The following is a 26,052-nucleotide window of genomic DNA, read 5'->3' as shown; positions in this document are numbered from 1 at the left end:
TCCCGGGGAGTTGCCCGACTCCCCCCACCAGCGCGCTGGCTCCCGCAGCTGAGGAAGGACCTCACCCTAACCGGTCGAACCCCGGTTTGGAAACGTTCCCAACTAAGTAATCCCACCCCAGCCGGGTCCGTTCACCCCAGGTGGTACACGAACCCGTCGCCGACCTGCACCCGCCGGACACCCGGTACGTCCACCGGCCGGTCCGCCACGTCCTGCCACGGAGTTCCCACCGCGTACCCGGGCAGCACGACCACCGTCCGGATGCCCCGCTGCCGGAGGTACGTGACCGAGCTCGCGTCCGGGAAGCTGAGGCTGGCCGCACGGATCTCGGCCTGGCTCGCCGGGGTGAACGAGGCCAGGCCGTTGACCATCCGGGGAAACCCGTCGGTCGACCAGAGCATCACGTGCAGCTCGCGGATACCGTCGCTGGGTAGCACCAGCAACGGCCCGTCCACCCCGCGCAGCGCCGCCGGCTGCTCCGGCGCCGGCACGTGCGGAGTCCGGTTCACCCCTTCCGCCAGCACCAGCGCCAGCGGTACGACCAGCACCAGCCGCCCCCAGCGGGCGAAGCGCCCGCTGGTACGCGCACCGGGCTCGGCCGGCTCGGCGGGCACGTCTCCTCCGGTCGGCTCCGCCGGTTCGGCCCGGCTGGTCGGCTCCGCCGGTTCCTCCGGCGCGGCCCGACCCGACGGTTCGCGGGTGAGCGCCCCGGCGGCCAGGATGCCGAGCAGCAGGGTGGTCCAGAGCACCAACCGGCCGGGGGTCCGGATGCCGTCCCAACCCGGCGCGTGCTCGACCAGGGTGACGTAGCCCGGATCCCCGTCGCCGAGGAACACGGTGCCGGCGGCCAACGCCCCGCTGGCCAGCACCCCGGCCAGCAGCAGCAGCCGGTGCCGCAGCCGCCAGGCGGAGAGGAAGAGCCCGGAGAAGGCCAGTCCGAGCAGCACCACCCCGGGCAGCAGGGTCATCTCGTTGGGGAAGCCGAGGGTCTCCCGGGCGGCCGCGTGCCGCTCACCCCAGAGCCAACTCTCGGGCGGGGCGATCAGGAAACCGCGCAGCGGCGGGGAGAACATCTCGATGTGTTCGACCGTGCGTCGCCCCTCCGGGTGACGTTCCACCACCTCGAAGTAGGGGGCGGCCATCAGCAGGGCCACCCCGGCGAAGAACACCCCACCGGCCAGGTCGGCCAGGAGCAGGCCACGCGGGAACGGTCGCCGGCCCCGCCGCCACCAGGTCCAGGCGTAACCGGCCGCCGCGACCAGGCAGACCAGCGCCAGCACGTACGCGAAGGGCAGGCCGATGCCGAAGCCCAGGCTGATCTGCCAGGCGGCGACCAGCCACCCGGCCGCCGCCCAGCCGGGACGGACCCGTTCCGGGCGGTATCCGTGCCGCAGCGACCAGCCGTGCCCCCGGGCCAGCATGGCCAGCGACAGCGCGATCCCGCCCACGGAGAGCACGTGCAGGTGACCGGCCTGGGCGAGCTTCCACGGGGCGTACGCGAACGCCGCCCCGGCCACCGCCGACCCGGCCCGCCCCGCCCCCAACTGCCGGGCCAACGCGTACGCCCCGACGAACGCCAGGGCGTGCACCAGCACGTAGAGCAGGTTGTAGCGGACCACCGCGGCCACCGGGCCGTCCCCGACCATGCCGAACGGGGCGTACCCGAGCAGGGTGTCGGAGTAGGCGTAGGTGTACGGCTCGGGGTGGAAGGTGTTCGAGTGCCAGAGGTTGGCCGGGTCGGTCAGCAGGGCGTGCCCACCCCAGGCGATCTGCCAGGCCTGGAGGGTCGGGTCGCCGCTGTCCTGGGGGATCGTCCCGGTCAGGTCCCGCAGCGTCGGCCAGGTCAGCGCCGCCGCCAGCAGCAACGAGCCGAGCACCACGAGGGTCCACTCGTGCCGGGCCAGCCGCCACAGCGCCCAACCGACCCGGTCCCGGACGCGGGCCGGAATGGGGGCCGTCTCCCGTTCGGTGCTCATCGCCCGCCCTCGTCGCCGACTGTGACTCGATCGATCCAGATCGTGCCGTACCGCAGCCCGGCTGTCACGCCCGTCCCATCCGGCCCGGCACCGCCTCCTCCGGTCCGGGTGAGGGTGGTTCACCCTTCCCTCGGGCAGCATCGCGGCCGACAGGCGAGGACGCCACCGGCAGCATCGCGGGCCGCCACCGGCGGCGTCGTGGGCCGACGGGCGAGGACGCCACCGGCAGGGAGGAGCCTTCCGATGGGCAGCGCGACGATCATCCGTACCGACCAGGACATCCAGGCCGACGTGCTGGACGAGCTGACCTGGGAACCCCGGGTCCAGCCGCACGAGATCGGCGTGACCGTCACCGAGGGCGTGGTGACCCTCACCGGCTGGGTGGACGGCTACGCCAAGAAGTGGGCCGCCGAACGGGCCGCCCACCGCGTCCCCCGGGTCCGGGCGGTCGCCAACGACCTCGCCGTACGGCTGCCCACCTCCGCCCGCCGGACCGACCAGGAGGTCGCCACCGCCGTCGTCCGGGCCCTGGAGTGGGACGCGTTCGTGGCGGTGGAGGATCTGGACGTGACCGTCGCCGACGGCTGGGTGACGCTGCGCGGCCAGGTCGAGTGGGAGTACCAGCGGCGGGCCGCCGACCGGGCGGTGCGGCAGCTCACCGGCGTACGGGGAGTCAGCAACGGCATCGCCGTACGTCCCCGGACCACTCCTCCAGGCCCGGGGGTCGCCGCCGGCATCCGCCGGGCGCTGGAGCGTGGCGGCGTCGCCGACACCGTCCCGGTCTCGGTCGACGTGCATGGCGACACCGTCGTCCTGGACGGGGTGGTCCGGTCCACGGCGCAGCGGGAGGAGGCGGAGCGGATCGCCTGGTCCGCGCCGGGCGTGACCGAGGTGCACAACCGGCTCGTGGTGGGAACCACCCCGGCGGGGTGACCCGGCCTCACCCGAAGCGCCACCAGGCTGGAGGGCGTGACCGGCCCGCGTCGGCCGCGCCGGCCGGCGCGGACCACCGGGCCGGGCCGACCGGGAGGAGGTGAGCGGCGGAATGACCACGTCGCTCCAGGTCAACGTCGCCCGTCTGCGGGTGCCGGTCACCGAGGCCGACCACGTGCGGGGACCGGTGGACGCCCCGGTGACCCTCGTCGAGTACGCCGACTTCCAGTGCCGCCACTGCGGCGCGGCCTACCGGAACCTGCGGGACGTGCTGCGTCAGCGGGGCGGCCTGGTCCGGCTGGTCTACCGGCACTTCCCGATCGCCAACATCCACCCGTACGCGGACAGCGCCGCCCAGGTCGCCGAGGCGGCCGGCCGGCGCGGCCGGTTCTGGGAGATGCACGACTGGCTGTACGAGCACCAGGACCAGCTCGACCCGGTGCACCTGACGGTCGGCGTCGAGCAGTTGGGGGTCTCCCCCGACGAGGTGAGCGCCGAGGTGGACCGACGGATGCACGCCGACCGGGTCCGGCGGGACTTCGTCGGGGGCATCCACAGCGGGGTGACCGGCGTGCCGGCCCTGTTCGTCAACGACGTCTGCCACGAGGGCGGGTACGCCGTCGCGGACCTGCTCACCGCCGTCGACCAGGCAACCGAGGACTGAGCCGTCCGCCTGGGTGCCTGCAGGGGTCCCCTGCTCCGCATAATCCGACTGCAGGGGTCCCCTGCTACCACCCCACGGCGCTCAGATCAGGTGGAGTTCGCGGGCCCGGCGCACCGCCTCGCGGCGTCGGTTGGCATCGAGCTTCCGATAGATGTTGCGGACGTGCGTCTTGACGGTGTTCACCGACAGGGAGAGCTCGCTGGCGATCTCCACGTTGGACAGGATGCTCTGGAGATATCGCAGGATGGTCAGTTCCCGTTCGGTCAGCGGCTCGTCCAGTCCCCGTCCGGGCCCGTCGCCGTGCCGCACCGGCTCGCCGGCACCGGGCGGGTCGCCGTCGCCGAGCAGGTCGGTGACGAACGCCCAGTGCGCGGTGCCGGAGTCCAGGTGCTCGGCGAGCACGTCCCGCACTCCGGGCACAGCCCGGGTGAGCACCCGCCGGTGTCCGTCCGCCGCAGCCAGTTCCAGCATCTGTTCCACCACCCGGCCGACCCGGCGGGTGTCCCCGGCCTGCCGGGCGAGCAGTGCGTCGAGCAGACCGGCGTCGAGGCGTACCGGCACCGGCCACCGGTCGGCGTCCGGGGCGTCCCACGGGGGCAGCGCGCGGCGGGCCGCCCCCGGATCACCGGCGTGTACCTCGACCCGGGCGCGCGCCACGGCCAGCTCCGGGCTGACCGTCGCCGGGACGGCGGCCTCCAACAGGTCCCGGGCGGTCGCCGGGTCGCCGCGCGCGGCGCAGTGGTCGGCCTCGGCGGCGAGCAGCCGGTCGGCCAGCGCGCGGGCGCGGGGTCGGTCGGCCAACCGGTGGCGGGCCCCGGCCAACGCGCGCTGGGCGGCGGCCGGGTCGCGCCGGAGCTGTGCCCGGCAGAACGCGGCCACCGCCGCCACCGTCGGGTCGTAGCCGGGGCCGTCGGCGCGCGCCAGGTCCGCCTCGGCCTCGCCGGGCCGGTCCCGGTACAGCGCCACCACCGCCAGGGCCAGGTACGCATGGCTGCGGTCGGCCGGGGTGACGGGTCCGCCGAGCGTCTCCCGGGCACCCTGTTCGGCCTCGCGGAGCCGGCCGTGCCAGGCCGCCGCCAGGGCGGCCCGACTGCGGCAAAGCAGTTCGGTACGGGTCCGTCCCGCCTGCCGGGCCGCAGCGGACAGCCGGTCGAAGGCCGTCCCGGCACCGGGCAGGTCCCCCTCGCTCAGGTCGGCGAGCGCGTCGGCGGTGCCGGCGACCAGGTGCCCGTCCGCCCGGTCACCGGCACCGGACCGGGGGTCACCGGCACCGGACCGAGGAGCGTCACCCGACCGGGAAGCGTCGGCCGGGCCGGAACGGGGAGCGTCACCCGACCGGGAAGCGCCGACCAGGCCGGAACGGGGAACGCCGACCAGGCCGGAACGGGGTGCGTCGACGGGGCTGGCCGGCGGGCCGGTCAGCGTCCGCAGCCGGGCGGCGGCAGCGCGTACCGCGGTGGGGTCACCGCCCAGGCGGGCCAGGGCGACCTCCAGCGCGGCGACCAGCCACCGGAGCCGGTCCCGGCGCGGCGCGGGCAGCTCGCGGGCACCGGCGACCGCGGCGCGCAGGTGGTCGGCGGCGGAGGGGTCGGCGGACCGGGCTCGGTCCACGGCGACGGCCAGGGCGAGTTCCGGATCCCGGTCGATCCGGTCGGCCGGCGGCGCGGACGCTGGTGGTGGCCCGGCCGGCTCCGGGTCGTACGGGACGAGTTCCGGCCATCCGACGAGCAGCAGTTCGGTGGCGTGGTCCCAGTCACCGGCGGCGAGCGCGTGCCGCAGCGCGTCGGCCGGCTGGCCCTGTGCGGCGTACCAGCCGGCGGCCCGGGAGTGCAGCTCGCGCAGCTGTCCGTCGGGAAGCTTGGCCAGGTCGGCGCGGAGCAGGTCGGCCAGGAGCGGTTGGCAGCGGTACCAGCCGGGACGCAGGCCCTCGGGGTGGAGGAACCCGGTGGACCGGGCGAGGTCGGCGAGGCGGCCCTCCCCGCTGCCCGGTCCGGTCAGCGCGGCGACCAGGTCGTCGCAGACCGTCCCGGTCACCGCGAGCCGGCGTAACAGGTCGACGTCGTCGCCGGGCAACCCGGCGAGGACCTCGTCACGGAGGTACCCGGCGACGTCCGGCTGCTCCCCGCTGAATCCGGTGACCAGGGTGGCCGGGTCGGCGGCGGCCCGGGCGGCCAGCGCGGCCAGGCACAGCCCGGCCGGCCAGCCGCCGGTGCGTTCCCGGAGTGTTGGCACCGATGCGGGGGGCACCGCCACCCCGTGCGTGGTCAGCAGGTCGGCGACCTCGTCGGTGGTGAAGGCCAGCTCGTCGGCGTCGATCTCGGTCAGCTCGCCGCGCAGCCGCCACCGGTGCAGCGGCAGCGCCGGGTCGACGCGTGCCGCGACCAGCAGGCGCAGCCGTTGCGCAGCGTGCCGGAGCAGGAACTCCAGCCCGTCCAGGGCGGCCGGTTCGGTCACCCGGTGCAGGTCGTCCAGGACGAGGACGATCGGACGGTCCCGGCCGGCGACGGCGGCGGCGAGCCGTTCGAGGTGGTCGGGCCGGTCGGCCGGCAGGTCCGTGGCGCCCAGCGCGGCGGCCAGGTACGACCAGAGCCGCGCCGCAGTGTCGCCCGTTTCGACGGAGAGCCAGGTCGGCGTCGACGCGGCGGCCCGCGCCCAGGCCGCGAGCAGGGTGGTCTTACCCCAGCCGGCGGGTGCGCGGACCAGGGTGACCGGCCCGTCGGTGCCGGCGTCGAGCCGGCGCAGCAGCCGGGGGCGGAGCACCACCGGCTCCGGTGGCGGGGGTGCGACCAGCCGGGACGCCAGCAGCGGCACGGTCGAACCCACCCCGCTCGACTGCTCCGGCATCTGTCGGCCTCCCCGTGGTCCCCGGTCGCGGGCGGCGGTTACCCGGCCTCACGCGGTTCACCCCTTCCGGGGGAACCGGCTTCACCCGACCCGTCGGCAGGGTGCGGGGTGGCAGCCGGCGGGGTGGCAACCGGCGAGGTGGACGGAAGGCGGTGACGACCGTGGTACGCGCGAGGCGGCCGAGGCCGGTCGGGCGTTGGCAGGTGGTGACCGTGGGCCGCCCGGCGGGCGAGGTGCTGCCCGGTGGGCGGCTACCGGAACCGCTGGCCCGGCTCGGTGACGGGGTGCAGGTGCGGTTGCGTCCGGCCCCGGGTGACCGGGGCACCGAACTGGCCGCACGCGCGCCGGACGGCCGCTTCGCCGGGATGGCCGCGCACCTGGTCGGCGACGACCCGGACCAGGTGCTTCGGGCCGCGCTGCGCGAGGTACGCCAGCTCGCCGAGACCGGCGAGCCGCTCCGGCCGGACCGGCCCTGGACCGAACGGCTCCGCGCCCGGCCGGACGGGGAACGCTCCGCCGAGATCCGTGGACCTGGACCGGGCCGAGCGCCGGGTCGGCACCGCCGGGACCGGCCTGGGCCGGACCGCCCGCCGCGTTGGCGCAGTTGGCTCCGCCGCCGGGACCTGCCTGGACCGGACCGCCCGCCGGGTTGGTGCGGTTGGCTCCCCCGGTGGGGCGGGCCTGGGCCGGACCGCCCGCCAGGTTGGCGCGGTTGGCTCCCCCGGTGGGGCGGGCCAGGGCGGCGGGCGGTGCCCGGGTGAGGGCGCTGTGCTGGCAGGGCGACCGGCTGACCGTCGCCGAGGTGCCCGACCCGGAGCTGCGCAACGGGCACGACGCCATCGTGCGGGTACGGTGCAGCACCACCTGCGGCACCGACCTCCACCTGATCGACGGCGGCGCGTTCGGCCCCGGAGACGTGCTCGGGCACGAGTTCCTCGGCGAGGTGGTGGAGGTGGGTCCCCGGGTACGCCGGCACCGGGTCGGCGACCGGGTGGTGGTCGCCTCGGTGGTGGCCTGCGGCCGGTGCCGGTACTGCCAGCAGGGGCAGCACTCCTGCTGCGACAACGGCAGCGTCGACCCGACCGCCGACGAGCTGGCCTGGGGGCAGGCGCCGGCCGCCTGCTACGGCCATCCGTCGGCCGGTGGCGGCTTCGCCGGCGGTCACGCCGAGTACGTGCGGGTGCCGTACGCCGACGTCGGAGCGTTCACTGTGCCGGACGGGGTTTCCGACGAGCGGGCGGTGTTCGCCTCGGACGCCGCACCGGCCGGCTGGACGGGAGTGGACGTCGGCGGGGTGTGCCCGGGAGACGTGGTCGCGGTCTGGGGCGCGGGCGCGGTCGGGCAGTTGGTCGCCCAGGCGGCGGTGCTGCACGGCGCGGCGCGGGTCGTCGTCGTCGACCGGTACGACGAGCGGCTCCGCATGGTCGAACGGCACACCGGCGCGGAGACGGTGCACTACCAGCGCGCCGACGTCACCGCCGAGCTGCGGGAACGCAGCGGCGGGCGGGGCCCGGACGTGTGCGTCGAGGCGGCCGGCGCGGTGGGTGGCTCCCGGTCACTGGCCGAGCGGCTGCGCCGCGCCTCCCGTACCCCGTTGGCGTTGCGGGAGGCGGTGCACGCCTGCCGTAAGGGCGGCACCGTGGTCGTCCTGGGCGACGTCACCGACTTCGTGGACGCCTTCCCGGTCGGCGCGGTGGTGCAGAAGGAGCTGACCATGCGGGGCACCCGCCCACACGGCCCCCGGCACATCCCGACCCTGCTGGAGCAGATGGCCCGGGACGAGCTGCGCACCGAGCACCTGGCCACGCACCGGTTCCCGCTGGACCGGGGACCGGAGGGGTACGCCCTGTTCCGCGACCGGACGGACGGCTGCGTCCGCGTCCTGTTCACCCCCGACTGAGGTGGTTGCAGGGGTCCCCTGCTACGCAAAAAGCGGTAACAGGGGACCCCTGCTACCAGCCCAGCCGGGTGGGAGACTCGTCAGGTGTCCGATCCCCGCCCGTACGACCTCGTCCTGTTCGGCGCGACCGGCTTCACCGGCGCGCTGACCGCCGCGTACCTGGCCCGTACCGCCCCGGCCGGGCTCCGCTGGGCGCTGGCCGGGCGTAACCCGGAGAAGCTGGCCGGGGTACGCGACCGACTCGCCGCCGTCGACCCGGCGCTGGCCGGGCTGCCGTTGCTGACCGCCGACGTGACCGATCCGGAGTCGCTGCGCGCGGTCGCGGAGAGCAGCCGGGTGGTGGCCACCACCGTCGGCCCTTATCTGCGGTACGGGGAGCCGCTGGTCGCCGCGTGCGCCCGCGCCGGCACCGACTACGTGGACATCACCGGCGAGCCGGAGTTCGTCGACCTGACGTACCTGCGTCACCACGCGGAGGCCGAGCGGACCGGGGCGCGACTGGTGCACACCTGCGGCTTCGACTCGATCCCGTACGACCTGGGGGTCTGGTTCACCCTCAAGCACCTGCCCACGGACGGGCCGGTCGCCGTCGACGGGTTCGTCCGGGCCGGCGGGAGGTTCTCCGCCGGGACGTACCACTCGGCGCTGACCGCGTTCGAGCGGTCCGCGCAGATGAGCCGCACGGCGCGGGAGCGCCGGGCCGCCGAGCCCAGGCCCGAGGGTCGCCGGGTCCGAGCCGTACCGGGGAAGGTCGGTCGTCGTACGGACCTGGGCTTCTGGGTGGTGCCGCTGCCCACCATCGATCCGCAGGTGGTCCGCCGGTCGGCGGCGGCCCGGCCCGAGTACGGCCCGGATTTCACCTACCGCCACTTCGCGGCGGTGAAGCGGCTGCCCACCGTGCTGGCCGGCGCGGTCGGTCTCGGCGCGGTGGCGGGGCTGGTGAAGGTACCGCCGACGCGGCGGTGGCTGCACGGGCGGCTCGCCGCCGGGCAGGGGCCGACGCCCGAGCAGCGGGCGAAGTCGTGGTTCCGGGTGCGGTTCGTGGGCACCGGCGGCGGGCGACGGGTGGTCACCGAGGTCGCCGGCGGCGACCCCGGGTACGACGAGACCGCCAAGATGCTCGCCGAGTCGGCGCTCTGCCTGGCGTACGACGACCTGCCGGCCACCGCCGGCCAGGTGACCCCGGTGACCGCGATGGGGGACGCGCTGCTGGAGCGCCTGGTCCGGGCCGGGATCACCTTCCGGGTCGTCGACGAGGCGGCAGCGGTCGGCGGTACGGGCGGCGACGGCCCCGCGTCGGCCGGCGGTGCCGCGCCGGCCGGCGGGACGGGTTGACCCTCGACCAGGTCGAGGGACCAGCATCGGTGCCCGTGGAGAGGGAACTGCTCAGCATCGGCGAGCTGGCCCGGGCCAGTGGCCTGACGGTGAGCGCGCTGCGCTTCTACGACCGGGCCCGGGTGCTGGTGCCGGCGTGGGTGGACGCGCACACCGGTTACCGCTGGTACACGCTCGACCAGGTGCGCGCCGCGCGGCTGGTCGCCGGGCTGCGCCGGGTGGGGATGCCGCTGGCCGGCGTCACCGCCGCCGTCGCCACCGCCGAACCGGCGGTGGTGCACGGGCTGCTCGACGCGCACCTGCGCCGACTGGAGGACGGGCTCGCCGACGCCCGCCGTGAACTCTCCCGGATCCGTGCCCTACTCGATTCCGAGGAGACCGTCATGACCACCCGACTCACCCTGCCCCGTACCGCCCTGGCCGCCGCGTTCGACGCGGTCCGCTTCGCCGTCGGCTCCGACCCGGAGCTGCCGCAGCTCGCCACCGTCCTGGTCGACGTGGGCCCCGACACGGTGACCCTGGTCGCCACCGACCGGTTCCGGCTGGCGGTGGCCGGTGCGCCCGCCGCCGTCACCGGCCCGCCGGTGCGGGTGCCGGTGCCGGTGGACGTCGCCGACCGGATCCGGGAACTGCTCGTCGCCGCACCGGCCGGGGACGTGTCCGTGACCGTGGACGCCGACGGGATCACCGCCGCGGTCGGCGACGAGCGGGTCACCGGCCCGGCCGTCGACGTCGACTACCCCGACCACCGGCGGCTGCTGCGCGACCGGGTCGCCGCCACGCCGGCCCGCCGGGCGACGGTGGACGTGCCGGCGCTGCGGACCACGCTGGGCGGTGCGCCCACCGTGCGGCGCGAGCACGACGGCATCCGGTACGAGGTGACCGTGCTCAGCCTGGACGACCGGGGTGCCCTGAACGTGGTCGGCGAGGACGTCCCGGCCGGGGACGACCTGCGGGTCGGGGTGAACCGGGAGTTCCTGCTCGACGCCCTCGACGCGGCGGACCGGGGGCAGCTCGTGCTGGAGCTGGACGGCCCGATCACCCCGCTGGTCGTGCGCCGCCCGGACGACGAGCTGACCTACTCCCTGCTGATGCCGATCCGGCTCTGACCGTCCCCCTGCGGTTTCGGCGATATCGGGGCTTCCTGCCGGCGTGATGCCCCGGTGTCGCCGGACGGGGGCGGCGGGCCGTCGGCCGCAGCGGGGGCGACGGGCCGTCGGCCGGGCGTGGCGAGGGCGCGCCCGGCCGGCGGGGGCGCGACGGTAGCATCTGGTGGTCCCACCCGACGGCCCGGACGGAGCGTACGGAGCAGCATGCTCGACATGGAGTTGATCCGGAAGGATCGGGAGGCGGTCGCGTCCGCGCTGGCCAAGCGGCTCGATCCGGCCGAGGTCACGCGTGCCCTTGACGAGATCCAGCAGCTCGACCAGGACCGACGCGCCCTGATCAGCGCCATCGACGCCGAGCGGCAGCGCCGCAAGGCGGAGGCGCGGGCGTACGCGGCGGCCAAGCGCGCCGGCACCGAGCCCGAGGTCTCCGCCCCGGAGGCGGGGCGTAAGCAGCTCGCCGAGCTGGAGGCCGAGCTGGACGAGGTGCAGTCCCGGCTGCGCACCAGCATGAGCGAGCTGCCGAACCTTCCCGCCGACGACGTGGTCCCCGGCGGCAAGGAGGCCAACCGGGTGGTCAAGGTCTTCGGCGAGCCGCCGACGATCGAGAAGGTCCGCGACCACGTGGAGCTGTCCCGCGCCCTCGGTCTGGTCGACCACGAGCGCGGCGTCAAGCTCGGCGGCTCCGGCTTCTGGATGTACACCGGTATGGGGGCCCGGCTGGAGTGGGCGCTGCTCAACTGGTTCGTCGACCGGCACGTCGCCGCCGGGTACGAATTCCTCCTCCCGCCGCACCTGCTGCTGCACAGCGCCGGGTTCGCCGCCGGGCAGTTCCCCAAGTTCTACGACGACGTCTACCACCTCGACCGGGAGTCCGCCCCGCGTGGGCAGTTCCTGCTGCCGACGTCGGAGACGGCGATCCTCGGCGCGTACCAGGACGAGATCCTCGACCCGGCGAAGCTGCCGCTGAAGGCGTTCGCGTACACCCCCTGCTACCGGCGGGAGTCGGCCGGTTCGCACTCCGACGAGCGCGGCACCGTCCGGGGCCACCAGTTCAACAAGGTGGAGATCTTCCAGTTCACCCTGCCCGAGCAGGCCGACGCGGCGCTGGAGGAGATGCTCGCCCACGCGGAGAGCCTGGTCGAGGGGTTGGGGTTGCACTACCAGCGCAGCCTGCTCTCCGCCGGGGACGCCAGCGCGTCCATGCGGAAGACCCTCGACATCGAGGTGTGGATGCCGAGCACCGGCAAGTACAAGGAGGTCTCCTCGGTCTCCTGGGCCGGTGACTACCAGGCCCGCCGAGCGGCCATCCGGTACAAGGAGCCGGGCGGCAAGCAGACCCGCTTCGTGCACACGCTGAACGGGTCGGCGCTGGCCACCAGCCGACTCTTCCCGGCGATCCTGGAGCAGTTCCAGCAGCCCGACGGCTCGGTGCTGGTGCCGGAGGTGCTCCGCGACCGCCTCGGCACCGACCGCCTCGTCCCCCCGGGTCGCTGACCGGCCGAGTACGACATCGAAAGGTCCCCCGCGAGCGTTCCTCGCGGGGGACCTTTCGGCTACCAGCCGATCGGCGGATCGGGGCGTCGCTGGTCACGCGGTTCGACCATGGCCGCTTCGAGACGGAGTCCCAGTCCGGTGAGGACCAGCAGGCCCGCCAGGACCAATCCGCCGGGCTGCGGGTTCGTGCCCAGGTTCAGCAGGGAGATGAGCAGGCCCACCCCGAGGGAGAAGCCGCCCATCGCCCGGAGACCCTCACTTCGGGTGTACCGCAGATTCATGAGGTCCACGGTAGAGCGTCACCCCACGGGCCCGGTCCGGTCCGATCGGCCCACATCACGGGTGCCGCTCTGGTGGCCCACGCCTGCCTCGTGCTCGGGTGCCGTCAGTGCGTCACCCGACGTGCCCGTGCGCCGGTGAACAGAGCATGCAACGCCGCGCCGAACGCCGCAGGGTGTGTCCGGTACCCCTCGTGGCCACCGGGCAGGTCGGCCAGGTGTTCGCCGAGCACCGCCGCGAGCCTGGCCGCGGAGCGGCTGGGGAAGGTGTCGGTCGCCCGGCCGGTGGCGGGCACGATCGTCGTGGCACCCGCGCGTAGCGCCGCCCAGCCAGCGGCGCTGACCTGGTATTCCCACGTCGCGCGCGCCTCGCCGGTGAGGAAGGCGTTGATGTTCGCGACAGTCCGACTGCTGGGCGGCTCCCACACCACCTCGTCCTCGTGGTCGCGTGGATCGTGGGAGGGGTCTCCGAAGCCGGCCCGCAGGATCTTGAGCGCCGCCTGCCAGCCCGACTCCGCGTGGACCCGGCGAGCGTCGCGGTGCAACCTGTCGTACCTGGCGCGCTCGGACGCGGTGGCGAGCGACCGCAGCGGGGGTTCGTGGGCGACGAGGACACTCACCCACTGCGGCCGGCGCCGCGCGAGTTCCAGGCCGATGACCGCACCGGTGCTGCACCCGAACACGCGGACGGGGGTCTCGCCGAAGACGTGGTCGGCCAGCGTGGCGGCATCCTCGGCATGCCGCTGGAGGGACACCGGGCGCCCCGGGTCGTCCACCACGGTGCGGGTCTGGCCCCGCCGGTCGTAGGTCAGGACGGTGTGGGTCTCGGCGAGCCGGGTGGCGAGCAGATCGGCGGAGTGCGCGTCACCACCGCCGCTGGGCAGCAGCATGAGGGGCGGGCCGGCACCGCGCACGACGTGGTAGAAGTCCGCGCCGTCGCCCCGGAATGTTCCGGAACGGTCAGCGGCCACCGTCGTCCCCGCCGTAGGTCTGGAACTGCCCCGCCCGCGCGAGATCACCGTTGGTGAGGCCGTGCCGCCGGAAGTACATCCGTGGGTTGAAGTACACCGCGATCCGCGCGGGTCCGTGGGCGGAGCGCTGCGCGCTGAGGAACGAGTGCGCGTACATCTCCCTGTCCGCCTCGCCGCCCATGAAGAACCGCGCGCAGCGCTCGTAGGCGTCGCGGCTGCGCGCCGACACGTCGTAGGCGTCGAGGACCTCGCGGATCATCCACTGCGCCTCCGCGTCGGACCGGCAGCGCGGGGTCAGCCCGAACTGGTGCATCACCGACTCGATCGGACGTGCGCCGCCGGGTACGAGCGAGACGTAGGTGCCGTACGACCAGAAGCGGCGGTGGTTGGAGCGCCATTCGAGCCGGGTCCGCGACGGTGTCCCCGGCGCCCACGCGGATCGCGCCCAGGCGCGGCTTGCGATCGCGGCCATCGTTGGCCCGTCTCCGAGGTCGGCGCGCGGTCCCAACCGGTCCCAGCGGGCGAGACGTTCCGGGGTGAGGACGCCGCGGTGCTGCACGTACAGCTTCGTCCTGGCTGACGGTCCTGTCGCGAGGTCGAGACACAGGTAGGACACCGTGTCGTCGTCGTGCATCGCGCCGGCGATCACCTGCCACTGGCCGGGGAAACCGAGCGCGGACAGTGCCGCGTCGACGCGCGCGGCCGTGTCGGCGGGGTCGGGGCCGCCCAGCCACAAGTGGATCTTTCCGCTCGGCGGTCGACCGGGAACCCAGCCGAGGGTGTGGAACGCCGCCATGGGCGGGCGGTCGGCCGGTCGGGGTGCCACGAGGTGCTCGATCCGCCGCAGCCTGCTCAGATCGAAACCATGGGTGGCGCTCAGACGGGCGTTCAACCGGCGCGCGCTTTCCCAGTACGACACCGGGTTCGCGGGTTCGGCGTGCGTTTCGACCGAGGCACGCAGACCGAGCGGCTCGTCGCCGAGCACGACGGAGAGTTCGAGCGGTGTGCTGTCCGCGGTGAGCGTCGACCACGCCGGAGGGGTGTCGAGCGGGCGATGTCGCCACGTCTCGCCCATGAGCCGGACGTCCGCCGCCGCCTGGTCGGCGAGTTGGTCGAGGCCGGCCGCGTGGCACAGCCCCCGCACGGCGGCCTCCGCGTGCTCGCCGCAGGTCGTGGTCATGGCGTGAACCTCATCGGCAGGCTGGCGACCCCGTTCACCACGGCCGACACGAGGTGGCGCGGAGGGCCGGCGAGAGCGAAGTGGACGCCGCTGTCGGCGAGTTCGTCGACGAGGGCGGCCAGCAGGGTGCGTGCCGCCGCCGCGCCGACGCAGAAGTGGGGACCGAGCCCGAACGCGAGGTGCGGGTTGGGCGCGCGGCGGGGATCGAACCGGTCGGGCGACGGGAACACGGACTCGTCCCGGTTCGCCGACGCGATCCAGGCCACCACCCAGTCGCCCGCGCGCAGCCGTACCCCGCCGAGTTCGACGTCCGTGGTGGCCCGACGCACCAACTGCTGGGCGGGGGTGGTCCAGCGAGCCGCTTCGTCGACCAGCCCGGGAATCACCGACCGGTCGTCGACGACCGCCCGCCACAGGTCGGGAGTGCGCGCGAGGTGCAGCAACAGGTGGAGCGCGACGTTCACCGTGGCGGTGTTGCCGCCGACCAGCGCGCTGTGGACGTTCAGCATGATCCGGCGGCGGGTCAGCGCGGTGCCGTCGACGGAGGTCGCCGACAGAGCGCCGATGAGCGTTTCCGGTCGGGCCAGTGACGTGGTCAACGAGGCCCTGATGGACCCGAAGAGCCGTGAACTCGCGCGGAGGACGGTTTCGCTCTCGTCTCCGTCCTGGTGGGACGGATCGCCCGGCGCGATGGTGGCGAGGGCGGCCTCGACCGCGTTGTCCCAGTGTTCCTCGGGTATCCCGAGCAAGGGTCCGGCGGCGATCATCGGGAGCCGCCGCAGCGTGGTGGCCAGATCGTGGACGCCTCCGGCGAGCATCGGGCGCAGCAACCGGCGCACCCGCACGCGGATCTCGGCCTCGCACGCCCGGACGGCAGCGGGCCCCACCGCGCGGGTGGACGGCCGACGCAGCGCCGTGTGCTGGGGTGGGTCGGTGAGCGCCAGAGCCTGACCGCCGGCTGGATCGGGTGCGCCGACACAGGTGAGCACGGCGCCCGACGTGGAGCTGAACACCGTCGCGTCGCGCAGAATCGCGTGACATTCCGCATAGCGGAAAAACGACCAGCACTCCGTCCCGTTGGGGGCGACGTCCTTACGCACCGGCTCGGTCCGCCGCAGAGCGCGCCACGCCGCATGCGCACCGCCCGTTGGGTAGAAAGTGGCGTCAAAGGGATCAAAAATGGACATCAGCCGTGGTGCTCGCGGCCGGCCCGATTCCGCATCCATGCCGCATCACCGCCCTGCGCCGACGACAACTGCCGTGAGCTTGCCAGACTCTTGCACACCCCCGCAAAGGCGTGGATCATGACGGAACCCCCTCACCAGGGAAGGCAAGGCAGTGGACGACATCGAACGGGCAATCCACGGCTTCGTCGCGGACGTGCTGCTGGAGGGCGAGGACATCTCGTTCGACGAGCGCACCCCGCTGCTGGAGCATCGGCTGATCGACTCACTCAACGTCGAAGAACTCATCGCGTTCATCGAGAGCACCTATTCGATTACCCTGAGCGACTGGCCGCACGCGAAGTGGGAGACCATCCAGAACATGGCTGGACTCATTCGCGCTCATTCCCCGACGCTTCCCGGAGGCCACCATGGGCACAACGGACACCACACCTGAAGCCATCGTCACCGACTACGAGAAGTCGGTTGCTCGTTACTGGAACGAGAAACTGAACGACCCGATCAACCTTCTGCTCGGCGCCGAGGACGGGCTGGTCCACCACCACTACGGCCTCGGGGAATACGACCCTGCGGTGCTCTCCGGCAGCGGCGCCGACCGGGAAGCCGCCATCATCCGGGAACTGCACCGGCTGGAGTGCGCACAGATGGACGTCGTGCTGGACGCGCTCGGCGGCATGGAGCCGGACGACCGGTTGCTCGACGCCGGGTCGGGCCGGGGCGGTGGCTCGTTCAGCGCGCACCGCAGGTTCGGCTGCTGGGTGGACGGCATCACCCTGTCGGAGTACCAGGTCGACTTCGCCACGAAGCAGGCAGACCGACACGGCTGCACGGACAAGGTCGCCTTCCACCTGCAGAACATGACCCGAACGCGGTTTCCGGACGGCCACTTCGACCGGATCCTCACCAACGAGACCACCATGTACGTCGACCTGGCCGACGCGTTCGGCGAGTTCGCCCGGGTCCTGCGTCCCGGCGGTCGCTACGTCTGCGTCACCTACTGCGTCAACGACACGATCGCGCCGACGAGCGCGGACTGCGAGGCGGTGGACACGCACTACGGCACCCGGATGCACAAACGCAGTGAATACCTCGCGGCGTTGTCCGCCGCCGGGTTCTCGCCCAGTCAGGTCACCGTCCTCAACGCCCAGACGATCCCGTACTGGGAGCTGCGCAGCCACTCCGAGCACCGGACCGGCGTCGAGCGGGCGTTCCTCGACGGATACCGGTCCAACGTCCTGCAGTACGTGCTGATCACGTCCGAACGTCTGCCGGCCTGATCCCGGGCACCCCCGCCGAGGACACATGGACTTCGCACCGGACCCCGACCAACGTCTGCTCGCGGACAACTTCCACGCACTCGGCGTCGCGCTCAACGCTCCGGACGAACACGACCGCCGCGGCGGACCGTACTTCAGCCGGCAGAAGTGGCGACGGTGCGGAGACATCGGCCTGCTCGGGCTCAGCCTCCCCGAACGCTGGGGTGGGCTCGGGCTCGACTCGCTGAGCACGGCCATCGCGATCGAGGCATTCGCCCGCGGACACGAGGACATGGGGCTGGTGTTCTCAGCCTGCGCCCACCTGTTCGCGGGCGCGATGCCGATCGCGGCGCACGGCACCGACTCCGTACGGGACGAGGTGCTGCCGAAGCTCGGGTCGGGCGAGTGGATCGCGGCCAACGCGATAACCGAGGCCGAGGCGGGGTCCGACGTCTACGCCCTGCGCGCCACGGCCGTACGCGACGGCGACCGGTACGTGCTCGACGGCGTGAAGAACTACGTGACCAACGCTCCGCTGGCCGACGTGTTCGTGGTGTACGCGAGCACCGATCCCCGCAGCGGCTACCTGGGCATCAGCGCGTTCGTCGTCCACCGCGACACACCGGGGGTGACGGTCGGCTCACCGCTGCCGAAGACCGGGCTCGCGTCCTCGCCACTCGCCCCGGTCTACCTCGATGGTGTGGCGGTACCGGCGGCGAACCGGCTCGGCGGCGAGGGCGATGGGCGCGACGTCTTCACCGGATCGATGGAATGGGAACGCACCTGCCTGTTCGCCGCCTACGTCGGTGCCATGGACCGCCAACTTCGCAGGACCGTCGCGTACACCGGCGAGCGTCGCCAGTTCCGTAAACCGCTCGCCAGACACCAGGCCGTCGCACACCGACTCGCCGACATGAAACTACGTCTGGAAAGCGCCCGTCTGCTGCTGTACCGCGCCTGCTGGGCACGCGACCAGGGAACGGCCAGTCCGCTCGACGTGTCGCTCGCGAAGCTGGGCGTCAGCGAGGCCGCCACCCTCAACGCGCTCGACGCCGTGCACCTGCACGGCGGTGCGGGCATCGTGGACGGTTCCGGCGTCGAGCGGGCCATCGCGGACGCGGTGCCCGCGTCGCTGTTCTCCGGCACCTCCGAGATCCACCGCGACGTCATCGCGGCGCAGCTACGCCATGAGACTTGAGGAGCACGTCCTCCGCGCCGCCACGGCGACACCCGACGCGGTGGCCGTGTGCGGTCCGGACGCATGCCTGACCTATCGCGAGCTGAACGCCCGCGCGGACGAACTCGCCGCCGGACTGCGCGCGCTCGGTGTCGATGCGGGTGACCGCGTCGTCCTGTGGTTGCCGAAGTCCGCGTTCGGCGTCGCGGTCACGCAGGCGGTACTGCGGCTGGGCGCGGCCTACGTCCCGGTGGATCCGCGTGTTCCCGCACTGCGGGCGGCGGCCCTGATCAGCGACTGCGCACCCGCCGCCGTGGTGACGACGGACGGGCGGGCCACCGACCTCGCCGGGCGGATGGCGTCACCGCCCGCGTTGATCGTTCACGACGATCTCTCCCGGTGGGACTCCAGGTCGGCGCCACGACCGCCACGACCGTCGACACCTGACGTCGACCTCGCCTACGTGCTCTACACCTCGGGCTCGACCGGCATGCCCAAAGGCGTATGCGTGAGCCATTCCGCGGCAGCCGCGTTCGTCGACTGGGCAGCGGACGAAATCGGCGTCACCGGCGGCGACCGCCTCGCCAACCACGCGCCGTTGCAGTTCGACCTCTCGGTGTTCGACCTCTACGCGGCGTTCCGAACGGGCGCTTCCGTGCACCTGGTCCCGGAGTCCACCCCGGCGCGGAACCTGGTGCGGTTCATCGACGACCACGCCATCACGGTCTGGTACTCGGTACCGTCCGCGCTGACGATGATGATGGAGTTCGGACGTCTCCTCGACCATGACCGCCTGCCGCTGCGCACCGTCGTGTTCGCGGGCGAGACGTTCCCCGTCGAACAGCTCAGAGCGCTGCGTCAGCGCTGGCCCTCCCTGGGCCTCTACAACTTCTACGGCCCCACCGAGACCAACGTCTGCGCCTTCCACCGCGTCGGGGCGATCCCGGCCGACCGCACCACGCCGGTGCCGATCGGCACCGCCGCCGCAGGCGACGAGATCTGGGCCGTCCGCCCGGACGGGACGATCGCCGAACCCGGCGAGGAAGGCGAACTGATGGTCGCCGGGCCGACGCTGATGACCGGCTACCTCAACGCCGAGCCGCTGCACGGCCCGTACGCCACCGGCGACGTGGCGCGCCGACTCTCCGACGGCGCGTTCGAGTACGTCGGCCGTCGAGACCACATGGTCAAGGTTCGGGGCTACCGGGTGGAACCGGCCGAGATCGAGGCGGCGCTGCACGCCCACCCGGATGTCGTCGAGGCCACGGTCGTGGTCACCGGATCCGGTCACCGGGCCCGCCTGCGCGCGTGGGTGCGCACCCGTTCCGGACGCGCCCTGCCGCTGGGTGAGGTCAAGCCGTTCCTCGCGCAGCGACTGGCCCCGCACCTCGTTCCCGACAGTGTCCGCACGATCGACCGGCTGCCCCGGACGGCCAACGGCAAGGTCGACCGCCGTGCGTTGGTCGAGGACCGCACGACTGCAGGGAGGGACGGATGGTGACTGCCGAGACCTACGACGTCTGCGTCATCGGAGGTGGGCCCGCCGGCTCGACCACCGCGTCGTACCTGGCGAAGGCTGGTCTGCGTTGCATCGTCCTGGAGGGGGACCGGTTTCCCCGCCCGCACGTGGGCGAGTCGCTGGTGCCGAGAGCGACGGTCGCCCTCGAGGAGATCGGCGTGCTGGACAAGATCGACCGGGCCGGATTCGCGCGGAAGTACGGCGCGGCGTGGACGGCCGCGGCGGACGACGCCCCGACGGCCGACGGCGTGGTGCGCTACCGCCGCCACTTCTCCATCCCGCAGGTCGCCGTCCGGTTCGCCGAACGCGAACAGACCGGGGTCTTCCACGAGTACACCTATCACGTCGACCGGGCCCGCTTCGACACGTTGCTGCTGGACCATGCCGCCGAACTGGGCGCGACGGTGCTCCAGGAGGCCCGGGTCGGGCGGGTGGACCTCGACGGGCCGATCAAGCGCGTGACCTTCCGACGGCACGGCGTGACGTCCGAGGTGCACGCGCCGATGGTGGTCGACGCGAGCGGCCGTGGCACCCTGCTCGGCCGTCAACTCAAACTCAAAGTGGCCGATCCGGAGTTCAAGCAGTACGCCGTACACTCCTGGTTCGAGGGCCTCGACCGGGAGGCAGCGAGCGGCACCACCGGCATCGGCGACTACACGATCATCCACTTTCTTCCCTTCGCCGGATCCTGGATGTGGCAGATCCCGATCTCGGACACCGTGACCAGTGTCGGCGTCGTCACCGAGAAGGCCCGCCTGCGCGAGGCGGGTGGCGACCTGGAGAAGTTCTTCGACTCGTGGGTGAGCACCCGGCCACCCCTGGCACAGGCCCTGCGCGCCGCCCGACGACTGCGCCCGTACACCGCGGAGGGCGACTACAGCTACTCGATGCGCGAACTGTGCGGCGACGGTTGGGTGCTCGTCGGCGACGCCGCGCGGTTCGTGGACCCGATCTTCTCCAGCGGTGTCGGCATCGCGCTCAGCAGCGCGCGGCTCGCCGCGAGCAACATCATCGCCGCCGCACCGCGCGGTTTCGACAGGTCCGCGTTCGCCGAGTTCGAGCGCAAGTCGCGCAACGCCACCCAGTGGTGGCGCAACTTCATCACGCTCTACTACCGGCTCAACGTGTTGTTCAGCTCCTACATCCGCAACCCCGAGTATCGGCTCGATCTCATCCGGCTCCTTCAGGGCGACTTCTTCGACGACGACGAGGAGCCGGCGGTGCTCGGCAAGATGAGAGAGAAGTTGGCGTTGGTGGAGAGCAACCCGAACCATCCCTGGCACAGCGGCCTCCGGTCGTTGCAGCCGCAGGCATGGCGGGACGGCTCCGCAGCACGCTGACCCGACAGACGTTGAGCGGGGCTGGTCATCCACTCACCGCATCCGGGTCCCAGGCGGTGCCGCCTGTGGCGTTGACTTTCACTGGGCTCGCGGCGGTATCTCTGCGACGGAACCAAGGTTCGGACGCCGGTCCGGAGACGCTGCGCTGCCGCGTACCGCCACCGCGACGGCGGCACGGTTCTCGCGTCTGACCGGTACGAGCACCTCCTCGTCTACCTTGAGAGCTGGAAGGCGGGCGATGCTCGTCGAGAGCCCCGGCACGAACGCAGTTGACGGGTGGCTTAGGTTTCACGTGTCCATACGTGCGACAGACGGGTTGGCGACGATGAACGCCCACACAGCGCCAGGCACCGGTCCCGATCGACGGTCGAACCCGCCGGCCGCTCTGGCGGCCGAGGCAGCGCGGCATCCGGGGGGCTCGGTCGCCGAGATCGACCACACGTTGATCAGTGATCCGAACGGCTTCGTCCCGGCGGAGGCCGTCCGTGGTGTGTGGAAGGTGGACGCCGACGGCCGGCTCACCGGTGAATTCCAACCCAATCCGAACTACGGCCCCCCGCAGGACGACTTCACCCGGCTGGTCAGCACCGGTCACTTCCTGGATTGGCTCGGCGACGATCCGGCCTCGGCCGTTCGCGAATCAGTTGCCGAGATCGTCGACCAGCAGGTGCCGGGCGCAACCGTACGCTGGATGAAGATCACCGACGAACCGAGGTTCCTGACCGCTGGTCGACGAGCCCCGGACGACCCGGAAAGCCTGATCCTCACTCGTGCCGCCCTGGCTGCGCCCTTCGCGATCGGGGTCGACTCGCCGGCCGGGCGTCATGACGTCCTCTGGGGGGTCCACAGCATCGTGGTGGTCGGGCTCGACCGGGGAGACCGGGCCCGCAGCCGGGCATGGTTCGACCTCTGGACCGAACTGGACGCGGCCGAGCACCTCCTCCGCTCCCGTATCGCCGAGGTCGAGCCGGCAGGCTGACCCACCACGACGTGCCGCCCTCGGGACAACGGGTCCCGGTGGCCACTCGCTTCCCTGCGCTGGCGTGCCTGCGGCGGTCTGCTGCTGGCTGGACGGCAACCGGACAGGATCCCGGTGGGCGTATGAACGGGGCAGTTCCACAGCGTCGCTACGTCCACCCTGCCCCCGCCCGCCGACTGTTGGCGACGAGGCAGGATTGCCGCCGCCACACAGGCAGAAAGACGTTCGTCCATGCGTTGACGCCCCCTGCAAGGCGCTTGTAACATTTCCGAAACCTTTCAGAGCCGCTGCAAGAAGCGGCACCGCAGTCCTGGCGCGTCCACCACCCGTCCCCCGTACCCCCGTCAGGAGTAGAGGATGCTTCGACGTCGACGCCGTACGGCGCTGCTGGCCGTGGGCCTGCTCGCCGGCCTGCTCGCACCGGCCACGGTGGCAACTCCCCCGGCCGCCGCGGCCCCGTCCGGCAACAAGAAGGTCATCGCGAACCTGTTCGAGTGGAACTGGCCCTCGGTGGCCAGCGAGTGCACCAGCACGCTCGGCCCCAAGGGCTACGGCTACGTCCAGGTCTCGCCCCCGCAGGAGCACGTGCGGGGCAACCAGTGGTGGCTGGCGTACCAGCCGGTCAGCTACCGCATCGAGTCGCGCAAGGGCACCCGCGCGCAGTTCCAGTCCATGGTGAACACCTGCCACGCCGCCGGGGTCAAGGTGATCGTGGACGCGGTGGTCAACCACATGTCCGGCCAGGACGCGGGCGGCACCGGCTGGGCCGGCTCGTCGTACCAGCACTACACCTACCCGGGCATCTACCAGTCGCAGGACTTCCACTACTGCGGGCGCAACGGCAACAACGACATCGCCAACTACGGCGACCGGTACGAGGTGCAGAACTGCGAGCTGGTCAACCTCGCCGACCTGAAGACCGAGTCGGAGTACGTCCGGTCGCGGCTCGCGGCGTACCTCAACGACCTGCTCTCGCTCGGCGTGGACGGCTTCCGGATGGACGCCAGCAAGCACATGCCGGCCGCCGACATCGCCGCGATCAAGAGCAAGCTCTCCCGCTCGGCATACATCGTGCAGGAGGTCATCTACGGCGCGGGTGAGCCGGTCCAACCCGGTGAGTACACCGGCAACGGGGACGTGCACGAGTTCCGCTACGGCAAGGACCTGGCCCGGGTGTTCCGTTCCGAGCGGTTGGCGTACCTGAAGAACTTCGGCGAGGGCTGGGGGCACCTGCCCAGCGGCGTGGCGTCGGTCTTCGTCGACAACCACGACACCCAGCGGGACGTCGGCGGCGTGCTGACCTACAAGGACCGGGGCATCTACGCCCTCGCCAACGCCTTCATGCTGGCCTGGCCGTACGGCTCGCCGACGGTGATGTCGAGCTACACCTTCACCAACCGCGACGCCGGGCCGCCTTCGGACGGCAGCAACAAGACCCTGAACACCACCTGCTACTCCGGCTGGGAGTGCGAGCACCGCTGGCCGGTGATCGCCAACATGGTCGGGTTCCGCAACGCCACCGAGGGGGCCGGCGTCTCGAACTGGTGGGACAACGGCTACCAGCACATCGCGTTCAGCCGGACCGGCAAGGGCTTCATCACGATCAACGACGAGGACTTCGCGGTCAACGGCCGGACCTACCAGACCGGCCTGCCCGCCGGCCGGTACTGCGACGTCATCCACGGCACCTTCAGCAACGGCTCGTGCAGCGGACCGGTGATCACCGTCGACTCCGGCGGCTGGTTCGCCGCGAACGTCCCGGCCCACGACGCCATCGCCATCCACGTGGGCGCCCGGTTGGCGTAGCACCGTCCGAAACGCCCGAGCGTCCCGGTGCGGCAGCACCGGGACGTGGGTGCGTGACCGCGCGGCGGGTACGGGGTGGGAGGGCGTATGCGCCACACCCGTCGGGGTGTAGGCAGGCGGGGTGCCGGGTACCTCGCGCCCTACCCCGTACCCCTTGCGCAGGAGGCCCCCATGACCGTCGTGCTCGCCATCGTCTGTAGTGACGGGGTGGTGATCGGCGCGGACTCCCAGATCACGGAGAGCGACCGAGGTCTGAGCTTCCCCGCCCAGAAGCTGCACCCGCTGGGCCCGTGCGCCGCCTGGGGCGGCAGCGGCGCACGCGGGGTGCTCAACGACCTGCGCCCCATCCTCCAGGACTCGGCCACCGCCATCCTCGAAGCGCCCGACATCGGCGACGAGTTGCAGGAGCGCGCCCTGCCCGTCCTGAAGAAGCACTACGAGAACTACATCCCGGACGTGCCCGGCGAGGGCAACGGCGGCGGGGTGGCGGCGTACCTGCTCGCGGCGGGCTACAGTCAGGGCGGGCCGTGGATCGTGGAGATCAACCCCAACGGCCTCATCGGCCGGTACGAGGACGTGGGTTTCCACGCCATCGGCTCCGGCGCGCCCATGGCCCAGCAGGCCGGCGCGCTCCTGTCCCACTTCCGCATGACCGAGCGGACCGTCGAGTACGGCGTGGTGGGTGTCGTGCGGGTGCTGGAGGCGCTGGAGCGGACCTCGCCGTCGGTCGGCCGGCCGTTCAGCGTCGCGAGCATCCGCGAGGAGGGCGCCCATCACCTCGACGACAAGGAGATCGCGAAGGCCCTGAAGGACGCCCAGCGCTGGCGCGACCTCGAACAGGAAGTGCTCGACCGGCTGTTCGACTGACCGACCGGCACCGAGTGGGTGGTCGACGACGACCGGCATGGTCACCGCCCGACGGGGTATCCCTCCGCCCATGAGGGCGAGTTTCCGGCTCGGTCGGGTCGCCGGCGTGCCCGTCGGCGTCAACTGGAGCGTCCTGGTCATCTTCGCGCTGATCGCCTGGGCGCTGGCCGCGCGGCAGTTCCCGCGCGCCTACCCGGGGGAGCCGGTCTGGGCGTACGTGCTGGCCGGGCTGGCCGCCGCGGTGGTCTTCTTCGTCGGTCTACTCGCCCACGAGGTCGCCCACGCGGTGGTGGCCAAACGGAACGGGCTGGGGGTCGAGGGCATCACGCTCTGGCTGTTCGGCGGGGTCTCCGAGCTGAAGGGTGACGCGCCAAATCCGGGCGCCGAGCTACGTATCGCCGGTATCGGGCCGCTGGTCAGCCTGGTCATCGGCGTTCTCTTCGGCGGCGTCGCGGTCGCGCTGGCGCTCGCCGGGGTACGCGGGCTGCCGGTGGGCGCGCTCTCCTGGCTGGCCGGCATCAACCTCCTGCTCGCCATCTTCAACGTGCTGCCGGCCGCCCCGCTCGACGGCGGCCGGCTGCTGCGGGCGGCGGTCTGGAAGGCCACCGGCGACCGGACCCGCGCCTCGGTGGTGGCGGCCCGCGCCGGCTGGGTGCTGGGCGTGCTGCTGATCGGACTGGGCCTCTGGCAGTTCCTGGTCGGGGCCGGCATCGGCGGGCTCTGGCTGGTGCTGATCGGCTGGTTCCTGATCGGGGCCGCGACCATGGAGGAACGGCAGGCCCGGCTCGGCTCGGCGCTGCACGGCGTGCGGGTCGCCGACGTGATGACCCCGCAACCGCAGACCGCCTCGGCGGCGATGACCGTCGGCGACTTCGTCGACCACTACCTCTTCGCCTACCGGCACTCGGCGCTGCCGTTGACCGAGGACGGACGGCCGATCGGCCTGGTCACCCTGGACCGGGTCCGGCACGTACCCGCCGGCCAGCGGGCGGGCACCACCCTCGCCGAGGTGGCCTGCCGGGCCGACGAGCTGGTGCTGGCCCGGCCGGAGGAGCAGTTGACCGACCTGCTCCCCCGGCTCAGCCAGTGCGCGGACGGCCGGGCGCTGGTGGTGACCGACGGCCGCCTGGTCGGCATCGTCTCGCCCAGCGACATCAGCCGGGCGGTACAGCGCAGCAGCATGCGCGACCAGCTCGCCGCCCGGCGGTGACGCTCGCCGCTCCGGGCCGCGTCGAGCCCT

The 26,052-nt window shown here is 72.8% G+C and carries 21 protein-coding genes and 1 pseudogene; 16 read left to right on the top strand and 6 right to left on the bottom strand.

Annotated elements, in window-relative coordinates:
• Positions 1-131: 131 nt before the first annotated feature.
• The gene (locus GA0070618_RS18100; protein WP_197701553.1) at positions 132-1,976 is read right to left on the bottom strand and encodes a hypothetical protein; all 1,845 of its coding nucleotides are present in this window, start codon (positions 1,974-1,976) and stop codon (positions 132-134) included.
• Between the two features lie 243 nt (positions 1,977-2,219).
• On the opposite strand from GA0070618_RS18100, the gene GA0070618_RS18095 reads away from it, so the two are divergent.
• Both GA0070618_RS18095 and GA0070618_RS18090 read left to right on the top strand, forming a co-directional pair.
• The gene (locus GA0070618_RS18095; RefSeq protein WP_088982689.1) at positions 2,220-2,909 is read left to right on the top strand and encodes a BON domain-containing protein; all 690 of its coding nucleotides are present in this window, start codon (positions 2,220-2,222) and stop codon (positions 2,907-2,909) included.
• A 112-nt stretch (positions 2,910-3,021) separates the two neighbouring features.
• Positions 3,022-3,573 (top strand): DsbA family protein, encoded by a 552-nt coding sequence (locus GA0070618_RS18090; protein WP_088982688.1) that lies wholly within the window; start codon positions 3,022-3,024, stop codon positions 3,571-3,573.
• Positions 3,574-3,654: 81 nt separating this feature from the next.
• On the opposite strand, the gene GA0070618_RS18085 is transcribed toward GA0070618_RS18090, so the two are convergent.
• Positions 3,655-6,417, bottom strand: a complete 2,763-nt coding sequence (locus GA0070618_RS18085; RefSeq protein ID WP_088982687.1) for a LuxR C-terminal-related transcriptional regulator — start codon at positions 6,415-6,417, stop codon at positions 3,655-3,657.
• Positions 6,418-6,569: 152 nt separating this feature from the next.
• Here GA0070618_RS18085 and GA0070618_RS34725 point away from each other — a divergent pair.
• The 5 genes and pseudogenes from GA0070618_RS34725 to serS all read left to right on the top strand — a co-directional run.
• Positions 6,570-6,902, top strand: a pseudogene (locus tag GA0070618_RS34725) (SRPBCC family protein); the annotation flags it as partial.
• Positions 6,903-7,174: 272 nt separating this feature from the next.
• Complete coding sequence (locus GA0070618_RS18075; protein ID WP_088985626.1) at positions 7,175-8,317, top strand: alcohol dehydrogenase catalytic domain-containing protein; 1,143 nt, start codon at positions 7,175-7,177, stop codon at positions 8,315-8,317.
• 84 nt (positions 8,318-8,401) lie between these two features.
• Complete coding sequence (locus GA0070618_RS18070; RefSeq protein WP_088982686.1) at positions 8,402-9,652, top strand: saccharopine dehydrogenase family protein; 1,251 nt, start codon at positions 8,402-8,404, stop codon at positions 9,650-9,652.
• A 35-nt stretch (positions 9,653-9,687) separates the two neighbouring features.
• Positions 9,688-10,761 (top strand): DNA polymerase III subunit beta family protein, encoded by a 1,074-nt coding sequence (locus tag GA0070618_RS18065; RefSeq protein WP_414467524.1) that lies wholly within the window; start codon positions 9,688-9,690, stop codon positions 10,759-10,761.
• Positions 10,762-10,965: 204 nt separating this feature from the next.
• A complete protein-coding gene (serS, locus tag GA0070618_RS18060) occupies positions 10,966-12,255 on the top strand; it encodes a serine--tRNA ligase (protein ID WP_088982685.1) in 1,290 nt (429 codons plus the stop codon).
• Positions 12,256-12,314: 59 nt separating this feature from the next.
• Here serS and GA0070618_RS18055 read toward each other — a convergent pair whose 3' ends face one another.
• From GA0070618_RS18055 to GA0070618_RS18040, 4 genes are all read right to left on the bottom strand, one after another.
• Positions 12,315-12,536 (bottom strand): hypothetical protein, encoded by a 222-nt coding sequence (locus tag GA0070618_RS18055; protein ID WP_094977931.1) that lies wholly within the window; start codon positions 12,534-12,536, stop codon positions 12,315-12,317.
• Between the two features lie 104 nt (positions 12,537-12,640).
• The gene (locus GA0070618_RS18050) at positions 12,641-13,504 is read right to left on the bottom strand and encodes an alpha/beta fold hydrolase (RefSeq protein ID WP_088982683.1); all 864 of its coding nucleotides are present in this window, start codon (positions 13,502-13,504) and stop codon (positions 12,641-12,643) included.
• On the bottom strand, positions 13,494-14,684 hold the full coding sequence (locus GA0070618_RS18045; RefSeq protein ID WP_088982682.1) for a hypothetical protein: 1,191 nt from the start codon (positions 14,682-14,684) through the stop codon (positions 13,494-13,496). The genes GA0070618_RS18050 and GA0070618_RS18045 overlap by 11 nt, the downstream gene beginning before the upstream one ends.
• On the bottom strand, positions 14,681-15,697 hold the full coding sequence (locus tag GA0070618_RS18040) for a cytochrome P450 (protein WP_157748953.1): 1,017 nt from the start codon (positions 15,695-15,697) through the stop codon (positions 14,681-14,683). Before GA0070618_RS18040 ends, GA0070618_RS18045 begins: the two co-directional genes overlap by 4 nt.
• 325 nt (positions 15,698-16,022) lie before the next feature.
• Between GA0070618_RS18040 and GA0070618_RS18035 the strand changes: the two genes are divergently transcribed.
• The 9 genes from GA0070618_RS18035 to GA0070618_RS17995 all read left to right on the top strand — a co-directional run bounded on the left by GA0070618_RS18035 (position 16,023) and on the right by GA0070618_RS17995 (position 26,022).
• Positions 16,023-16,304, top strand: a complete 282-nt coding sequence (locus GA0070618_RS18035) for an acyl carrier protein (RefSeq protein WP_088982680.1) — start codon at positions 16,023-16,025, stop codon at positions 16,302-16,304.
• The gene (locus tag GA0070618_RS18030) at positions 16,279-17,145 is read left to right on the top strand and encodes an SAM-dependent methyltransferase (protein ID WP_088982679.1); all 867 of its coding nucleotides are present in this window, start codon (positions 16,279-16,281) and stop codon (positions 17,143-17,145) included. Before GA0070618_RS18035 ends, GA0070618_RS18030 begins: the two co-directional genes overlap by 26 nt.
• Positions 17,146-17,170: 25 nt before the next feature.
• On the top strand, positions 17,171-18,322 hold the full coding sequence (locus GA0070618_RS18025; protein WP_088982678.1) for an acyl-CoA dehydrogenase family protein: 1,152 nt from the start codon (positions 17,171-17,173) through the stop codon (positions 18,320-18,322).
• Positions 18,312-19,802 carry an amino acid adenylation domain-containing protein gene (locus tag GA0070618_RS18020; protein ID WP_088982677.1) on the top strand — a complete coding sequence of 497 codons (1,491 nt, stop codon included), beginning with the start codon at positions 18,312-18,314 and terminating at the stop codon, positions 19,800-19,802. Before GA0070618_RS18025 ends, GA0070618_RS18020 begins: the two co-directional genes overlap by 11 nt.
• A complete protein-coding gene (locus GA0070618_RS18015) occupies positions 19,796-21,160 on the top strand; it encodes an NAD(P)/FAD-dependent oxidoreductase (RefSeq protein ID WP_088982676.1) in 1,365 nt (454 codons plus the stop codon). The genes GA0070618_RS18020 and GA0070618_RS18015 overlap by 7 nt, the downstream gene beginning before the upstream one ends.
• Positions 21,161-21,485: 325 nt before the next feature.
• Positions 21,486-22,139: a hypothetical protein gene (locus GA0070618_RS18010; protein WP_088982675.1), complete on the top strand. Its 654-nt coding sequence runs from the start codon at positions 21,486-21,488 to the stop codon at positions 22,137-22,139.
• A gap of 357 nt (positions 22,140-22,496) precedes the next feature.
• The gene (locus tag GA0070618_RS18005; RefSeq protein ID WP_088982674.1) at positions 22,497-23,945 is read left to right on the top strand and encodes an alpha-amylase; all 1,449 of its coding nucleotides are present in this window, start codon (positions 22,497-22,499) and stop codon (positions 23,943-23,945) included.
• Positions 23,946-24,116: 171 nt separating this feature from the next.
• On the top strand, positions 24,117-24,812 hold the full coding sequence (locus GA0070618_RS18000) for a proteasome protein (protein ID WP_088982673.1): 696 nt from the start codon (positions 24,117-24,119) through the stop codon (positions 24,810-24,812).
• 70 nt (positions 24,813-24,882) lie between these two features.
• The gene (locus GA0070618_RS17995) at positions 24,883-26,022 is read left to right on the top strand and encodes a site-2 protease family protein (RefSeq protein WP_088982672.1); all 1,140 of its coding nucleotides are present in this window, start codon (positions 24,883-24,885) and stop codon (positions 26,020-26,022) included.
• The last annotated feature ends 30 nt before the right edge of the window (positions 26,023-26,052 follow it).

Source organism: Micromonospora echinospora (assembly GCF_900091495.1).
GTDB lineage: Bacteria > Actinomycetota > Actinomycetes > Mycobacteriales > Micromonosporaceae > Micromonospora > Micromonospora echinospora.
Note: the sequence above shows the minus strand (reverse complement) of the source record. Positions and strands in the feature narration are given on the sequence as shown.

Bases quoted from the DNA above. Each gene is read 5' to 3' on its own strand.
- GA0070618_RS18100 (WP_197701553.1), bottom strand. From the start codon at position 1,976: ATGAGCACCGAACGGGAGACGGCCCCCATTCCGGCCCGCGTCCGGGAC.
- GA0070618_RS18095 (WP_088982689.1), top strand. From the start codon at position 2,220: ATGGGCAGCGCGACGATCATCCGTACCGACCAGGACATCCAGGCCGAC.
- GA0070618_RS18090 (WP_088982688.1), top strand. From the start codon at position 3,022: ATGACCACGTCGCTCCAGGTCAACGTCGCCCGTCTGCGGGTGCCGGTC.
- GA0070618_RS18085 (WP_088982687.1), bottom strand. From the start codon at position 6,417: ATGCCGGAGCAGTCGAGCGGGGTGGGTTCGACCGTGCCGCTGCTGGCG.
- serS (WP_088982685.1), top strand. From the start codon at position 10,966: ATGCTCGACATGGAGTTGATCCGGAAGGATCGGGAGGCGGTCGCGTCC.
- GA0070618_RS18055 (WP_094977931.1), bottom strand. From the start codon at position 12,536: ATGAATCTGCGGTACACCCGAAGTGAGGGTCTCCGGGCGATGGGCGGC.
- GA0070618_RS18045 (WP_088982682.1), bottom strand. From the start codon at position 14,684: ATGACCACGACCTGCGGCGAGCACGCGGAGGCCGCCGTGCGGGGGCTG.
- GA0070618_RS18030 (WP_088982679.1), top strand. From the start codon at position 16,279: ATGGGCACAACGGACACCACACCTGAAGCCATCGTCACCGACTACGAG.
- GA0070618_RS18025 (WP_088982678.1), top strand. From the start codon at position 17,171: ATGGACTTCGCACCGGACCCCGACCAACGTCTGCTCGCGGACAACTTC.
- GA0070618_RS18020 (WP_088982677.1), top strand. From the start codon at position 18,312: ATGAGACTTGAGGAGCACGTCCTCCGCGCCGCCACGGCGACACCCGAC.
- GA0070618_RS18015 (WP_088982676.1), top strand. From the start codon at position 19,796: ATGGTGACTGCCGAGACCTACGACGTCTGCGTCATCGGAGGTGGGCCC.
- GA0070618_RS18010 (WP_088982675.1), top strand. From the start codon at position 21,486: ATGAACGCCCACACAGCGCCAGGCACCGGTCCCGATCGACGGTCGAAC.
- GA0070618_RS18005 (WP_088982674.1), top strand. From the start codon at position 22,497: ATGCTTCGACGTCGACGCCGTACGGCGCTGCTGGCCGTGGGCCTGCTC.
- GA0070618_RS18000 (WP_088982673.1), top strand. From the start codon at position 24,117: ATGACCGTCGTGCTCGCCATCGTCTGTAGTGACGGGGTGGTGATCGGC.
- GA0070618_RS17995 (WP_088982672.1), top strand. From the start codon at position 24,883: ATGAGGGCGAGTTTCCGGCTCGGTCGGGTCGCCGGCGTGCCCGTCGGC.